Source organism: Nitrosomonas sp. (genome assembly GCF_024282095.1).
Lineage (GTDB): Bacteria > Pseudomonadota > Gammaproteobacteria > Burkholderiales > Nitrosomonadaceae > Nitrosomonas.
The window spans coordinates 129,444-144,871 of sequence record NZ_JAMWZS010000002.1; the positions used below are offsets into that span (position 1 = coordinate 129,444).

At 46.7% G+C, this 15,428-nt stretch carries 12 protein-coding genes; 8 read left to right on the plus strand and 4 right to left on the minus strand.

What is annotated here, in order from left to right:
- The first annotated feature begins 447 nt into the window (after nt 1-447).
- Entirely contained in the window at nt 448-2,889 is a 2,442-nt protein-coding gene (locus Q0K92_RS01395; protein ID WP_297324008.1) for an EAL domain-containing protein, read from the plus strand.
- Between the two features lie 46 nt (nt 2,890-2,935).
- Nucleotides 2,936-4,327, plus strand: coding sequence for a PAS domain S-box protein (locus Q0K92_RS01400; RefSeq protein ID WP_297324009.1), 1,392 nt, complete (start codon nt 2,936-2,938; stop codon nt 4,325-4,327).
- A 15-nt stretch (nt 4,328-4,342) separates the two neighbouring features.
- On the opposite strand, the gene Q0K92_RS01405 is transcribed toward Q0K92_RS01400, so the two are convergent.
- Nucleotides 4,343-4,726 carry a multidrug ABC transporter permease gene (locus Q0K92_RS01405; RefSeq protein WP_297324010.1) on the minus strand — a complete coding sequence of 128 codons (384 nt, stop codon included), beginning with the start codon at nt 4,724-4,726 and terminating at the stop codon, nt 4,343-4,345.
- Between the two features lie 108 nt (nt 4,727-4,834).
- On the opposite strand from Q0K92_RS01405, the gene Q0K92_RS01410 reads away from it, so the two are divergent.
- The 5 genes from Q0K92_RS01410 to Q0K92_RS01430 all read left to right on the plus strand — a co-directional run bounded on the left by Q0K92_RS01410 (nt 4,835) and on the right by Q0K92_RS01430 (nt 9,367).
- Complete coding sequence (locus Q0K92_RS01410; RefSeq protein ID WP_297324011.1) at nt 4,835-6,001, plus strand: alkaline phosphatase PhoX; 1,167 nt, start codon at nt 4,835-4,837, stop codon at nt 5,999-6,001.
- Between the two features lie 204 nt (nt 6,002-6,205).
- Nucleotides 6,206-7,150 (plus strand): DnaJ C-terminal domain-containing protein, encoded by a 945-nt coding sequence (locus Q0K92_RS01415; protein ID WP_297324012.1) that lies wholly within the window; start codon nt 6,206-6,208, stop codon nt 7,148-7,150.
- Nucleotides 7,151-7,153: 3 nt separating this feature from the next.
- A complete protein-coding gene (locus Q0K92_RS01420) occupies nt 7,154-7,471 on the plus strand; it encodes a chaperone modulator CbpM (protein ID WP_297324013.1) in 318 nt (105 codons plus the stop codon).
- 266 nt (nt 7,472-7,737) lie between these two features.
- Nucleotides 7,738-8,175, plus strand: a complete 438-nt coding sequence (trxC, locus tag Q0K92_RS01425; protein WP_297324038.1) for a thioredoxin TrxC — start codon at nt 7,738-7,740, stop codon at nt 8,173-8,175.
- A 37-nt stretch (nt 8,176-8,212) separates the two neighbouring features.
- Entirely contained in the window at nt 8,213-9,367 is a 1,155-nt protein-coding gene (locus Q0K92_RS01430; RefSeq protein WP_297324014.1) for a trypsin-like peptidase domain-containing protein, read from the plus strand.
- A 49-nt stretch (nt 9,368-9,416) separates the two neighbouring features.
- Here Q0K92_RS01430 and Q0K92_RS01435 read toward each other — a convergent pair whose 3' ends face one another.
- From Q0K92_RS01435 to Q0K92_RS01445, 3 genes are read right to left on the minus strand one after another with little or no spacing between them, the layout of a single operon-like run.
- Nucleotides 9,417-10,697 (minus strand): cytochrome c, encoded by a 1,281-nt coding sequence (locus tag Q0K92_RS01435; protein WP_297324015.1) that lies wholly within the window; start codon nt 10,695-10,697, stop codon nt 9,417-9,419.
- Nucleotides 10,694-11,416, minus strand: a complete 723-nt coding sequence (locus tag Q0K92_RS01440; protein ID WP_297324016.1) for a cytochrome c4 — start codon at nt 11,414-11,416, stop codon at nt 10,694-10,696. The genes Q0K92_RS01435 and Q0K92_RS01440 overlap by 4 nt, the downstream gene beginning before the upstream one ends.
- A gap of 23 nt (nt 11,417-11,439) precedes the next feature.
- Nucleotides 11,440-13,026, minus strand: coding sequence for an alginate export family protein (locus tag Q0K92_RS01445; RefSeq protein WP_297324017.1), 1,587 nt, complete (start codon nt 13,024-13,026; stop codon nt 11,440-11,442).
- A 390-nt stretch (nt 13,027-13,416) separates the two neighbouring features.
- Here Q0K92_RS01445 and Q0K92_RS01450 point away from each other — a divergent pair, with 390 nt between their 5' ends.
- The gene (locus Q0K92_RS01450; RefSeq protein WP_297324018.1) at nt 13,417-15,252 is read left to right on the plus strand and encodes a sigma 54-interacting transcriptional regulator; all 1,836 of its coding nucleotides are present in this window, start codon (nt 13,417-13,419) and stop codon (nt 15,250-15,252) included.
- Nucleotides 15,253-15,428: the final 176 nt, after the last annotated feature.

The window sequence follows — 15,428 nt, forward strand, 5'->3', positions numbered from 1 at the left end:
TCAATTAGCTCATTGTTCTATGATAGTTGCTTTGTGGAAATATTATTTACTTTTCAAGTGCCGACAGAATACACAAACCAAGAATATCATATTCATTCGCAGACTCTGCTCATGCTGCCCATTCCATTTCGCGTGAGCACATGATAGAAAATAATATATTCAGCATGTTATGAGAAAATTATCACGTGAATCATGACAGAATCAAGCTGTTTTTTATGTAGGACAATACCGATGTTAATCTCTTCCCCTTTTATGTTAGCTTACTCATTCCCTTAAAGTTGCTCCCTTATAGGGATGAGGCATGTCAAACACCCGCGTTCATGCGGCGTGTTTGTTCATGCCTGTTAAAAAAATCAAGCTTCATAGTCCATCAGTTTTATAAAAACGAGACCCCTAAAGTCACGGCTGATAATTCAATATAAATTACCCCTGTTTGGCGGAATGATGATGAGTGGATACATCAAGATACTGATCGTTGAAGATGAAAGAATAGTCGCGCTTGATCTAAAAAGACGCTTGACCAAACTGGGCTACCAAGTCACAGGCATGGCTGCCAGTGGCGATAAGGCGCTTGCATTGATCGACCAGGAGCTACCCAACATTGTGTTGATGGACATTCACATACAGGGGGACGTTGATGGTGTCGAAGTGGCCGCTATGTTACAAAAAATACATAGTATCCCGATCATTTACTTGACGGCTTATTCTGAAGAAAAAACGCTCACTCGCGCTAAAACAACCAAACCCTATGGGTATTTGCTAAAGCCATTTTCAGATAGAGAACTACACATCATCATCCAAGTCAGCTTGGAACGTCATGAAAGTGACATTCTGCTCAAAAAAAATGAACAACATTTTCGCCTCGCTTTAGAGGCCGCCCATTTAGGTACCTGGGAGGTCATCAAGGATTCTCATGAAGTATTCATAGGAAAAAGCCCTGATGGAAACCTACAACCGATACCCGATTGGAACAGCTTCTTTCTTACAATTGATGACGATGATAAACCTAAGGTAGCTGATTTTATCAATAAATTGCGCAGAAAAAAAAGCACCACTGCTGAAATAGAATTTCGCGTTAATTCTGGCTCCGCTGAAGATTATTGGTATAAATTGTATGGCAAGTCATTAACAAATAATGACTTAGGCATACATCAGGTAGTCGGTGTTTTGCAAGAAACAACAGAAAATCGTCGCGCAAGGGATAAATTAGCGCAAGCAGCCACTGTTTTTGAATGTGCAGCAGAAGGTATCATCATTCTTGACAAGGAAAAGCGGTTTGATAGTGCCAACCAAGCCTTCTATAAAATCACCGGGTTTCAGCAAAGTGATTTGAAAAATAAAGAGTTGCCATTCTTAACCCAGCATTATCTACATGAAGCCGCCTATAACAAAATATGGCAGGCGTGCAAAAAATATGGCCACTGGCAAGGCGAAATCAATGCATTTAAAGAAAATGCGGAAAAGATGTATGCGTGGCTAAATATCGGCCTCATCCCAGCGGGCGCGGGTATGGAGCAGCAGTTTGTTGTCATGATTTCTGATATCACTATTATTCGAAAATCAGAGGAACAGCTATCCCATATTGCTTATTACGATAACCTGACTAGTCTGCCCAACCGTATGCTGATCATGGACCGGCTTAAACAGGCATTGGCCACAGCAACACGGGAACGTTCGCGGCTAGGCGTATTGTTTATTGATTTGGATAATTTCAAGAGGGTCAATGATACGCTGGGGCATGATAATGGCGATAAGCTGCTATGTTTGGTTTCTCAAAGAATGCTTTCAGCGCTGCGCCAGAGCGATACTTTAGGAAGATTGGGCGGTGATGAATTTATTATTATCGTCACAAACTTGGAATCTTATGAAGCGCTTGAAAAAGTTGCTGAAAAAATACTGAAAAATCTTTCCAGACCGGTGAGCATCAACAATATGGAAATAATGCCATCCTGCAGCATCGGCATTAGCATTTTTCCAGATCATTCTGCGCTTCCGGATGAATTAGTGCAGATGGCAGACACTGCAATGTATGAGGCAAAGAACAACGGACGAAACAACTACGCTTTTTACCATCCATCTTTTACGCAAAAAGCAGTCTATCATTTGACTCGAGAACGGGAGCTCCATCATGCGTTGGCAAAAAACCAGTTTCTGCTCCATTATCAACCACAATTTTCCCCAATAAAAAGAAAAATAACCGGCGTTGAAGCACTCATCCGCTGGCAGCATCCTATTAAAGGCCTATTATCTCCAATCGAGATTATTCCTGTCGCCGAATCCAGTCGACTGATTGTCGAGATTGGCGATTGGATTCTGACAGAAGCCTGTAGGCAGCTCAATCAATGGCGTGCGGAAGGACTGTGTGATTTGCGGATTGCTGTCAATATTTCCATACGGCAGCTCGCAGATAATCATCTGCAGAAATTTATCGCCGAACTATTACACCAATATTCCCTGCCTCCGCATTTACTGGAGCTGGAAGTCACGGAATCCTGCCTGCAGGATAAATTAATTTATATCAATTGCTTAGAGCAACTGGAAAACCTGGGTATATCCATCTCCATTGATGATTTCGGTACCGGCTACTCCTGTCTGAGTTCACTGAAGAATCTTCCGATCAATCGATTAAAAATCGATCAAAGCTTTGTCAAGGGTATACCTCATGATAATAATGATTGTGCCATTGCAGCAGCTATTCTAGCCCTGGCGCAAAAGCTTAATCTGCAAGTGATTGCCGAAGGTATCGAAACACTGGATCAGGTCAATTTTCTAACCGATCTTGGGTGTAATGAACTACAAGGCTATTTACTAGGCAAACCAGTCTCCCCGGAACAAATTCCCGGATTAGTCAACCAATTAACCACACTTCCGCAAGCCATTCAGCCTTAGACGTATTCCTGGACATATTTTTATAAATACGGAGGATCAAATCAACATGCCGATCGTACAATTAGAAAATCTCAATGATACTGAAGAGATGATGTATCTTGCTGTAGAAGCTTCTCCCAGCGGCATGATCATGACCGATTGCGATGGAAAAATTGTCATGGTGAATTCCATGACGGAGAAATTATTCGGTTATTCAAGGCAGGAACTCATGGGCAGTCCCCTTGAAATACTCATACCTGAACGATTTCGTCCACAGCACCCTGAGTATCGAAGAACCTATATCGGTGAATCAAAAACCCGCCCAATGGGCCACGGAAGAGAGCTGTATGGTCTGCACAAAAATGGAAAAGAATTTCCGGTCGAAGTGGGTCTCAATCCCATTGAAACCGAACATGGCATTTTTGTGTTGGCTGCGATAGTCGATATCACCGACCGCAAGTATGCCGAAGAAATGATACGCCTCGCAGTAGAGGCTTCCCCCAATGGCATGATCATGACCAATCATGAGGGATGCATTGTCATGGTGAACACCACGACCGAAACACTATTTGGTCATCCGCGAGAAGAATTGATTGGCCGGTCCATTGAAATCCTGATACCGGAAGCACACCGTGCACATCACCCGGGATTAAGAAAAAATTACCTAAGAAATCCGAGTGCGCGCGCCATGGGCCATGGCAGGGATCTGTATGGACTGCACAAAAGTGGAAAAGAATTTCCGGTCGAAGTGGGCCTGAATCCGACACAAACACCTCAGGGTTTTATGGTACTGGCTTCAGTCATCGATATCACGGAACGGAAACATCAGGAGGAGCGGCTTAAGGCAGCATTAAAAGAAAAAGACTTGTTATTATCGGAAATACACCACAGAGTCAAAAACAATCTGCAAATCATCGACAGCCTGCTCGGCATGCAATCCGATATGTCTTTGAGTGACGTGACCACATCAATTCTGAAAGAAAGCCAAAACCGAGTAAAGTCCATGTCGTTGATTCACCAGATTTTATATGAATCATCTGATTTTTCTCATGTTGATTTTGCCAGCGTGGTGCAAAGCTTGGTCAGTAATCTTTCCGCTTCCTACGCATTGAATTCCTCCAGAATTCAAATCAATATCACTACAGACCAAGTGCTTCTTCCGATCGATATCAGTATTCCTTTAGGACTCATCCTGAACGAGTTGTGCACCAACGCCATGAAGTATGCATTTGATGAAAGCCGCCACGGCAATATTGATATCACCCTGAAATATACGGCATTCAACAAGTTACAGGTTATCGTCAGCGATGATGGCATAGGCATACCGGAAGAACTTGATATCGTAAATACTGCAACACTAGGCTTACAGCTTGTTCAGCTATTAAGTGAACAAATTTCTGCGGAATTGATCATCCAACGCAAAAATCCCACCAGCTTTTCCCTCATTATCCCGCTGTGAATCTTTGACAGGCTGTCAACCATCAGCCCCATTCTGCCTGGAAACATAGAGATAACCGCCGATCGCCCCCATAATCACGCCCAATGGCGCGGCAATGAATAGCCCGATCAATGGCCCTTGGCTGGTATCTTTAGCAAATGCCATGGGACCGAAGAAACCAATTACAAAACATAGTCCGCCGAGCATCAGCGCACCACTGATGGCTGCAACCCCGGCACCCATCTTCTCTCCGGCAACCAGTTTCCATGCAGACCACCCTGCCAGTACTGCACAAACTAGCGAAAAAATCATGCACAACCAGGTAGGATAGCTGGTCGTGATCGACAAAATGGTGCTCATCGAAAACATGACAATCAAAAACATCAAAAAAGATACCAGCGGTTTAAGTAGTTGAATCATTGTGAGTCGTTCTCATAATTAATGGTCATTTAATAATCCGGTATTGTAAACTATCTCTAACCACAAGACCGATGACTCGTGGAAAGGCTCATTAAGGCTACTGATACCATGAACACATTTGACGCACAACGCCGCAAGCTATTGCAATACGGATTTATTGGATTGAGCGCGTTTTTTGGTAACACACTGTTACCGAATCCCATCCAAGCGGCATCTTTGTCGCTGGCATCACTCGGTGAGCTTCTGCCGCCCGATCGAAATGGTGTGCGTTTGCCCGCAGGATTTACCTCCCGTATCGTGGCGCAATCCGGTCAAACGCTTTTTGGCTATCGCTGGCATGCGGCTCCGGATGGCGGAGCTATCTTTGCCACCGCAGAAGGTGGCTGGATTTATGTCTCGAATAGCGAAATTGACAATAAAGCAGGCGGTGTAGGTGCACTACGGTTCAATCGCCAAGGAGAACTCATTGATGCCTATAGTATTTTGAGTCACACCGATCGCAACTGTGCAGGCGGGCAGACGCCGTGGCAAACCTGGCTATCGTGCGAGGAGATTGAGAAAGGCCGGGTGTGGGAATGTGATCCGTTTGGTCAGAAAGCGGCGCACATGAGAAATGCGCTGGGGTTATTCAGGCATGAAGCAGTGGCGGTCGACACACACAGAAAACAGCTGTATCTCACCGAAGATGAGCCGGATGGATGCCTGTACCGTTATACCGCACACGCATTGGACGCCGCAGGCAATCCCGATTTGAACGCCGGAGTTTTAGAAGTCGCTGAAGTCATTGATGGAAGTATCGGTAAGGTACGCTGGCACCCTCTCCCCGATCCACTGGCAACCACGACACCAACGCGCAAACAGATCGCCCATTGCACTCGATTCGATGGCGGAGAAGGCATTTGGTATCACCAGGATGTGGTTTACTTTTCGACCAAAGGCGACGACCGCGTATGGGCATATCATGTGCGCTATCGCCATCTCATGATTATTTACAATGCGGCATTATTTCTGCAGCCTGTACTCACTGGTGTTGACAATATCACCGGCAATGCTGCAGGCGAATTGCTGGTGACCGAAGATAAAGGCAACATGCAGATCGTTGCCCTGACCGTGGATAAGATTGTTCCGGTGCTACAAGTCATCGGCCATGACGATTCGGAAATCACCGGACCGGCCTTCAGTCCCGATGGCTCGCGCTTATACTTCAGCTCACAGCGCGGCAAAACCGGGCTAGCTCAAGATGGCGTCACGTTCGAGGTAACCGGACCGTTCTGAACATCGAAGACAGACGCTTCTTTATTTCAGTTAACCATTCGCTCATGACAAGCGTATCTTAAGGTACTTGATAAATCAGCACAGCGGACCCATTTGAACGCAAATACGTAGCAGATTTTAATGTTCGCAAATAAGCTTCACGATCGGATTTAAAGCAATCATAATATTGATGATGTGACAGCGTGACAAACAGGGAGAACTGATTTGGAATTCAAGGATTATTACCAGACACTTGGCGTTTCACGCGAGGCAACGGCAGAAGAAATCAAAAAAGCATTTCGTCGTTTGGCGCGTAAGTATCACCCGGATGTTTCCAAGGAAACTGACGCCGAGCACAAAATGAAAGAGGTGAATGAAGCGTATGCAGTGCTTTCCGATCCGGAAAAACGCGCGGCTTATGATCAACTGGGACAACGAGGATTTCAGGCAGGCAGCGATTTTCAGCCGCCACCTGGCTGGGACGCAGGTTTTGAATTCAGCGGGCAGGGATTTGGCGGCGCCCAGGCCGCAGATTTCAGTGATTTCTTTGCGGAATTATTCGGCAAACAAATGGGCGAAGGCGCCCGGCAAGCTCACCACCGCATGCGCGGCCAAGACCATCACGCCAAAATCATGCTCGACCTGGAAGATACTTACCACGGGGCCACTCGCAGCCTGACGCTGCGCATGCCCAAACTCGACAATCAGGGACACACCGTGCTTGCCGAACATACACTGAACGTCCGCATTCCCAAAGGCGTGCATGCCGGACAGGTAATCCGGCTGGCCGGACAGGGCGGCCCGGGCCATGCCGGGGAAGCCGCCGGAGACTTGTTCCTGGAAGTTCATTTCAAACCGCACAGCCGTTACCGGATTGAAAACAAGGATGTCTACGCCACGCTGCCGGTCGCACCCTGGGAAGCTGCGTTGGGTACCACAGTCAAAATACCGGTGCCGGACGGCTTGGTGGAAGTGCGAGTGCCGGAGAACTCCCAATCAGGCCGCAAGCTGCGATTAAAAGGACGCGGCATCCCCGCCGCCAATCCCGGCGACCTGTATCTGGTGTTGGAAGTTGTGTTACCACCTGTTACTACACCCAAAGAACGCGAGTTCTACCAAACCATGGCGCAGGAATTAGCGTTCAATCCGCGCCAACATCTCGGAGTCTGAGCCATGTCGCACGAAATTGATGCCATTTTACTTGAGGATACCAGGCTCAGCCTGGATGAGCTGGCAAGAAGCTGCCAGGTCAGCCGTGAATGGGTGATTGAGCGCGTTCAATGGGGTCTGTTGCTGAGTGAGGATCCGCGTACTGCCGATCCTGCTTCATGGCTATTCGACAGCCGCAGCTTCATGCGCGTCAAAAGAATCATCGCGGTTGAGAGAAACTTCGAGTGCAATCCGGAATTGGCTGGCTTGGTCGCCGACATGATCGAAGAAATTGAGTTGCTGCGCGCCCGCCTGAAAGCAGCCAAACTGGATGAAGATTAGAAAGGTGCTTGCTAAGGAAACTCTGAATAATTCATATTTGTCATTCCGAACAAAGTGAGGAATCTTTGTGAATCAATGTTATAGATTTCTCGCTGTGCTCGAAATGACAGTTATTCAGAGTTTCCCTAAGGAGCCTCCAAGTAATCCACATTTGTCATTCCGAACAGCAGTGAGGAATCTTTTGGATTAACCAGATAGATTTCTCGCTATGCTCGAAATGACAGTTATCTAGAGGGCTCCCTAGAAAAACGAATTAAAAGGAGAAACTGCTCATGTCTTTACATATCGTGTGCCCACACTGCCACGCCACCAATCGCGTACCGGCTGACCGCCTCAGTGCATCACCCCAATGCGGCGCTTGCCATCAGGCACTGTTTACCGCGCAACCGATTGAACTCGCTGAAAGCAACTTCAATCGACACATCGCTAACAATAATATTCCGGTACTGGTTGACTTCTGGGCCCCATGGTGCGGTCCATGCCGCATGATGGCACCGGCATTTGCCAAAGCAGCCGCCGCGCTGGAACCGGGAATGCGTCTGGTTAAAGTCAATACGGAAGAAGAACAGGGATTGGCTGCTTGTTACAACATTCGTAGCATCCCGACTTTGGTATTATTTAACGGCGGCCGGGAAATTGCCCGACAATCCGGCGCCATGAGTGAACACGATCTGGTGCGATGGGCACAGACAGCGAATAAATAACAACAATGGTCAATAATCAATAAAGGAGCAAGCATTCATGCCCAATAGCGGATTTCTATCCCGTTTAATCTGGATTTCACTGGCGGTGGTATTGCTGACGCTGTTTCTGCACAGTTTCCTGTATCACTACTTTCCGGATGCGCTACACCCGGATTATTTTACCGGCAAAGACAAGGAAAATACCGAGCCGCGGGTAGTCCAGGCACGCGGCAATCTGGCTGAAGACGAAAAAAGCACCATTGAGTTATTTGAAAATTCACGCGGCTCGGTAGTGTTCATCACCACCCGTCAGCGCGTCATGGATGCATGGACGCGCAATATTTTTTCCGTCCCCAGCGGTAACGGCTCAGGCTTTATCTGGGATGATCACGGGCATATCATTACCAACTTCCATGTCATCAAAGGCGCCAGTGAAGCCATTGTGCGCCTGGCCGACGGACGCGATTACAAAGCGTCCCTGGTCGGTGCCAGTCCGGCACATGATATTGCCGTGCTGAGAATAGGCATTGGCTTCCAACGGCCTGCGCCCGTTCCGCTGGGCAGCAGTCACGACCTCAGAGTCGGACAAAAAGTATTTGCCATTGGCAATCCTTTTGGTCTGGATTGGACACTGACAACCGGTATCATTTCAGCGCTGGATAGAGCACTGCCCAGTGGCGACGGACGCACCATCGACAACCTGATTCAAACCGATGCCGCCATCAATCCGGGCAATTCCGGCGGCCCATTATTGGATTCCGCAGGTCGTCTGATCGGTATCAATACCGCTATTTACAGCCCCAGCGGCGCCAGCGCCGGCATTGGATTTGCCGTGCCCGTCGATACCGTCAATCGTGTAGTACCTCAGGTCATCAGCCGAGGCAAATATATTCGCCCGGCGATGGGCATTACCGTCGATGGGAAACTCAATAACCGCCTGACAGAACGCTTGAAAATAACCGGCGTCGTGATATTGAGCATCAGTCCTGGATCCGCAGCAGATTTAGCCGGCCTCAAAGGCGCGACGATCACACCGGAAGGCAACATCATCGCGAACGACATCATCGTTGCCGTTGAAGGCAAATCCATTGATTCAGTGGATAAATTACTTGCGCGTATTGATGGTTATAAAGTTGGCGATACCGTTAAGATCACCGTGCTGCGGCAAGGTGAAACGATTGAGGTACCGGTTACGCTGCAACCTGGTGAGTGATTAAGATCATCCCCTGTATAGTTGGGGGATGATCTTACTTAGTTAAATACTAATAACCCCCGCCTTTACTTCGATCAACATCCACTGCCGTCACCAAGCTGCCACGATTTCCCCAAGCATTGCGGATATACGACACCACCAGTGCTGCTTCTTCATTACGCAAAATCTGCTGGAACGGTGGCATTCCATAGGGCCGGGGATTTTCCGCCGTTGTGGGTGGATAGCCGCCATTCAACACACTGCGAATGGCATTCAATGGCGACTTCATCGTCACACTGCGATTACCGGCCAGCGCAGGGTAAATGCCCGGCATGCCTTTGCCATCAACGCCATGACATGTTTGACAATATTTTTCATACAGTTGTCCACCCAAATCCAAATGTCTCCGTAAGCTACCCGACATCACCGAGAAACTGACACCAGGCGCGTTACCGCTCTCATTTTCTGTAAGTGATTTTAGATACACTGCCATGGCGTGAATATCTTCTTGCGATACATATTGCAGGCTTTGTCTTATGACAGTGGCCATGGGACCTGAAGCTACGGCGCGTTTTGTTATGCCCGTTTTTAGCAACGTAACGATTTCTTCGATAGTCCAATCACCCACACCCGCTTCCAGTTGCGAAGACAGGGATGGCGCATACCAATTCATACCCATGATTTGTCCGCCCGTCAGTGCATCATCCTGACCGGCACCTAATACATTGCGAGTAGTATGGCAGGCATTACAATGACCTAATCCCCGCACCAAATAAGCACCGCGATTCCATGCTTCACTTTGGGATTGATCCAATTGATAAACACCTGCTTTGAAATACAATGCGCGCCAGATCGCTAATAGCGGTCTGAAATTATAGGGAAAGAAGATATCGTTCGGTGGATTGGATTGCGAAACGGGCGGCAGTGATTGCAGATAAGCAAAAATCGCATTGGCATCTTGTCGCGTCACCTTAGTATATTCGGTATAGGGAAAAGCAGGATAAAGCAGCCGCCCATCACGCGACTTACCCTGATGCAGCGCTTGCCAAAAATCTTCCTCACTCCAAAGGCCAATGCCCGTTTCTTTGTCGGGTGTAATATTGGGTGTCACGAAGATGCCGAATGATGTCGACAAGCGGCGTCCACCCGCAAACGGCTGACCACTTTTAGTCGTATGGCATCCCATGCAATTGCCAACGCGGGCTAAATAAGCACCATGCACTACTTGTTGCGTTCCGGTGGAGCGTTCAGGTTCGTCAGTAATCGTATCTGCAGCAAATACGATACATCCCCATAATAAAGCAATGCATATCCAACTACTGGCCATGAATATCATCGTTGGATGCCTCATTTTGCACCTCCGTTTTCCAGAATGTTTTGGCTGCAGCGATGCGCCAGTTCAGGTGAAAGCACACTGAATGGACTTGGTTTTCCTGAAACAAATTGACTCGCCAGCCATTTCGCAATCGCATTGGCTTCTTCGTCAGTCAACTGCTGTGCAATCTCAGACATGCAATCCGCTGTTTGACCCCGCATAATGCCTCCGTTACGCCATCCGCCGAGCTGTGCAGTAATATACGCGCGAGACAATCCTAGCAAACCCGGAATAGCGGGCTCCACGCCCATCAAAATATCTCCATGACAGGCGTTGCATGCCGGAATATTCTTCTCTGGATTTCCCGAATAGATAAGCCGCTCTGCCAGCTTGATTTCTTCGGGTTGCATGTGAATCTGCTCAGGTGCTGGATAGGGCAACTGTAGCGCAGAAAAGTATTGGGCTATTTCCAACAAGTACTCGTCTGTCATATTTTCCAGCAGAATGGCCATCGGCTGATAATAGCGCCGAGCATCTCTGAAATTGCGTAACTGATTAAACAAATATCCCTGGGGTTTACCCGCTATGCGAGGATAATAGGCATCGCGCCCTACTTTATCCTCAGCGCCATGACAAATGATACAAGCCTTAACGCGCTCAGCCATCGTATCAGGCACTTCGACCGGTGTGCCGCCATGAACATTAGCCACACAAGTGATACAGAAAAATACCAATAGAATGAAGCAGCGCATCATTTAGGATTTCCTTGTCTAATTTATCAAAAACGGATGTTGTACTGGACATAAAAAAGATCAGGCGAAATTCCCGGGACTTGTTTTTTCAGGAAATCACCACTCCACATTTTTGAATAGCCAATCAGTACATCTTGATGGCGGCTCACATGCAGGTTTAGTCGGAAATCAACTTCGTCCCCGACATGACTACCTGACTGACCTGTAATGTCTCTGAGTGTGGCCAAGCCAGCGGCGTTATACAAATAATCACGATCATTCGCCAGATAGAATCTATGGTACTGGGAAATAAAGGTAATCCATGGCATTGGATGTAAGGTAAATTGTGCATTAATATCATGCATATTTTGGCGCCCAACCCGGTCCAGGAAACCTAAATAATAATGACCGAATGGAAAAAGTTGATTGAATGTATTGCTTCTAGCATCGGTAGAGTTGCTGTCACCAGATGCGAAATCATAACGTATCCAACCTTGCGGGTTCATCGGCAGCGGCAAACGGTAACCTACACCAGTGGCTACGGCAAAAGCAGAAACATCCAGGTTGGACCGTTGACCAAACTGATACATCCCTTCCAATTCATACAGGAAATTGTCAAAATTTCCAGCAAGACGGCTACCTAACGTATGAACATGGGAATTACCTTGCAGAATATTTCCCGTCAATACACTGGCTGCGCCTAGATTACGGTTGTTTTCCAGACTCAGGAAGTAGAGATCAATCAAGTGACCCGGTTTCGGTTTATGAGTAGCCCACAAACCATAAAAATTCTGTTGCGTATCCCAATTATCAAAATTACCTTTTTCGGTAATCATCGGACGTACCCAGAATGCATCAACATCCCATTCAGGTGTACGCCAGAAAGTTTTTACCCCTTGAAAGGTTCTACGGGTGTTGACCCAGTCCAAAGTGGAAATCAATCTTTGTGAACCATATAATAATTCTTGCCGCCCTACGCGAACATAAACGGGACCATTATTCACATTGGCCAGTTTGATATCGGTGAACAGATTTAGCATATCGGTATGGTTCCTATCCGTCGCTAACGGAGGTAAATCAGCGCCGAGGATACGAGCGTCAATAAATTCAGCAAATAATCGCACCTTATCCCGATACCATAAATCCGCGTGAAATCGTGTACGTAGCAAATGAAAACTATTGTCAGTACCGGCTGCATTTAAACGACTGTCTGTTTCATTCGTGTAGCGATACCAGAAATTACCGCCAAAAGCCAGCAACCAATCACTACCCAAATGCATTCTCTTGATCGGATCAAAAATATCTTTTTCGTGCCCCGCAGTATCCAGGTAACGAAAGTCGATGTCGTAGGCTGGCGTAGTCATTAGTGCAAAGGGTGCATAAGGCGCAACCGGTGGTTTCTCACGCTTGTTACTCGTGACCATGTCCCAGAATGAGTAATAACCGGATCCAGTGGGAGGCAACATGAATAAACCGGGACGCGATGCTGCAGTGACTGGCGGTACTTTTGATTTATCAAAAACTCCGCTCGCTGTGCTGGTTGCAGCAGTTGCCGTGGCTGGTGCAGTGGCTGGCGTATTGGTATTTGCCGGAGATGGATTCGTCGCATGCGCCTGGAAAATCAGGCACATCATTCCTACAAAGCTGATTTTAAGTAATGATCCGCGAATACTTATTAGCAGAATCTTCTTTGTTCGTACAGTAGTCACCAATGAAGGTGTGAATAAGTTATTTTTTTCATCAATTAAATTTCCTTTGATTTTGTAAGACTGTTGATACCAATGATAAGGCCAAGTTTCAATAAAGCGGTTACAGCATTGTATCCACAAAAAAATCATAGCATCCTTCTCCTATTTTAAAATATCTGAACTCATAAACTTTCATTTCCAGAATATATTTAGCATTAACCATGCCAAAATTAATATCATGATTAATATACATTTATTATAAATTTACAGAAACAATAATTTGTGATTGTCAATATTTTGAGATAGAATTCACAGAAATTTGAGAATCATTTTGTAATGATCAATACTTTTAAAATACTATTCCAAGATTCCCCCTTGTTTCTTGCGATGATGGATGACACACTGATTTGTCGCGAAATCAACCAAACCTGGCGCAACTATCTGAATTTTGGCACAACAGACACAGTTACCTTGTCTGTCGAAGAATTATTCGATGACTTGCATAATGAATCCGCACTTCTGAGTCAGATCAAACAAGTGGCACATGAAGGCCATGTGATAAAAGAAATTCCGGCTACTTTATTAACCAAGCATCATGCTATCGAACTATCACACCGGGGATTATTATCGGCCTGGCGCGTGCAACCGGCGCATGATAAGCAAGTTTGGGTGTTATTGGTATTCAGTGATATCACTGGATACAGTCAAACATCCAATGAATTGCGGCGCTTACAAACCATTCACGAATTGATCCTGAATGCGGCCGGAGAAGGCGTCTACGGAGTGGATTCCCAAGGCAATACCATCTTCGTTAACGAAGCTGCAACTCAAATATTGGGCTGGCGTGGCGCCGATGTGATCGGCAAACCATTACACGACATCCACCATCATTCCTATCCTGACGGTTCACCTTACCCAAGTAGCGAATGTCCGATTTATGCAGCCATCAAAGACGGCAAAGTGCATCATGGCGATGACGAGGTTTTTTGGCATACCGACGGTACTGCAGTTCCTGTTGAATATACCAGCACACCGATTCTGGAAGACAATAAACTCAAAGGAGCAGTAGTTATCTTCCGGGATATTACTGAGCGCAAAAAGAACGAGCAGCAGCGTGAAATCGCCTATGAGCAGATCAAGATCCTGAAAGATTTGCTAGAAGATGAGCGTGACTATCTACGTGATGAAATCAATATCACCATCAACTTCGGTGAGATCATTGGCGAAAGCCAAGCCTTAAAACGTACGCTTGCCCAAATTGAAGCCGTTGCCAAAATGCCGACAAGTGTGCTGATTCTGGGTGAATCAGGTGTTGGAAAAGAAATGGTTGCACGTGCAATTCATGCAAATAGCACCAGAGCTGACAAGCAACTTGTGAAAGTAAATTGCGCCTCTATCCCAAAGAATCTTTTTGAGAGCGAGTTCTTTGGGCATGTACGCGGATCATTTACCGGCGCTCATCGCGACCGGGTCGGACGTTTTCATCTGGCTGCAGGCGGCACCCTGTTTCTTGATGAAATCGGTGAGATCCCTTTGGATTCACAAGGAAAATTATTACGCGTATTACAAGAGCATGAATTTGAACGCGTGGGAGATGATAGAACGATCAAAATTGATGTACGCATTATTGCGGCAACCAACCGTGATTTAAAGGCTCAAGTCGATGCCGGGCGGTTTCGTGAAGACTTGTATTATCGCCTAAGTGTTTTTCCTATCGAAGTACCGCCATTGCGGGAGCGTGTCAAAGATATCGGCCCGTTAGCCACCCATTTCCTGGATAGCATCTGTACAGAACTGGGGCATGACGCTTTATCATTGACCCAGCAACAGCTGGATAGCTTGAGTAAATATCATTGGCCGGGCAATATCAGGGAGCTCAAGAACGTCATTGAGCGAGCTGTCATTCTTACAAAAGGCAAGCGACTCCGACTCGATCTTGCGATGCCCGGCAATCATGAAACCAAGCAAACCCAGGTATATATACCATCCGAAGAAACAGCGTTCGTAACAGACGCCGTTTTTCGTGAGAAAGAAAAAATAAACATGTACGCGGCCTTACAACACGCAGACTGGCGTATATCCGGTACAGACGGTGCCGCGGAACTACTGGGCATTAAGCCTTCTACATTTGCTTACCGGATGAAATTATATGGAATTCAGAAACCGGATTGATTCTGTTTATTCAACACATAAAGTCCTTATCAGGCCGTTGAAAAACGTTTTCGAGGCAGCCGATACCAGGCAAAAACAGGCGAGAAAGCGCAGTTTATGTGTAATAAATGAGCATTTTGAGCCTGTTTTTAACACCGTAGCGGCAACGCAGATAGTTTTTCAACGGCCTGTTATAG

Coding starts and splice junctions, on each gene's coding strand:
- Q0K92_RS01450 (WP_297324018.1), top strand. CDS start 13,417: ATGATCAATACTTTTAAAATACTATTCCAAGATTCCCCCTTGTTTCTT.
- Q0K92_RS01435 (WP_297324015.1), bottom strand. CDS start 10,697: ATGAGGCATCCAACGATGATATTCATGGCCAGTAGTTGGATATGCATT.
- Q0K92_RS01420 (WP_297324013.1), top strand. CDS start 7,154: ATGTCGCACGAAATTGATGCCATTTTACTTGAGGATACCAGGCTCAGC.
- Q0K92_RS01410 (WP_297324011.1), top strand. CDS start 4,835: ATGAACACATTTGACGCACAACGCCGCAAGCTATTGCAATACGGATTT.
- Q0K92_RS01445 (WP_297324017.1), bottom strand. CDS start 13,026: ATGATGTGCCTGATTTTCCAGGCGCATGCGACGAATCCATCTCCGGCA.
- Q0K92_RS01440 (WP_297324016.1), bottom strand. CDS start 11,416: ATGATGCGCTGCTTCATTCTATTGGTATTTTTCTGTATCACTTGTGTG.
- Q0K92_RS01405 (WP_297324010.1), bottom strand. CDS start 4,726: ATGATTCAACTACTTAAACCGCTGGTATCTTTTTTGATGTTTTTGATT.
- Q0K92_RS01400 (WP_297324009.1), top strand. CDS start 2,936: ATGCCGATCGTACAATTAGAAAATCTCAATGATACTGAAGAGATGATG.
- Q0K92_RS01395 (WP_297324008.1), top strand. CDS start 448: ATGAGTGGATACATCAAGATACTGATCGTTGAAGATGAAAGAATAGTC.
- Q0K92_RS01430 (WP_297324014.1), top strand. CDS start 8,213: ATGCCCAATAGCGGATTTCTATCCCGTTTAATCTGGATTTCACTGGCG.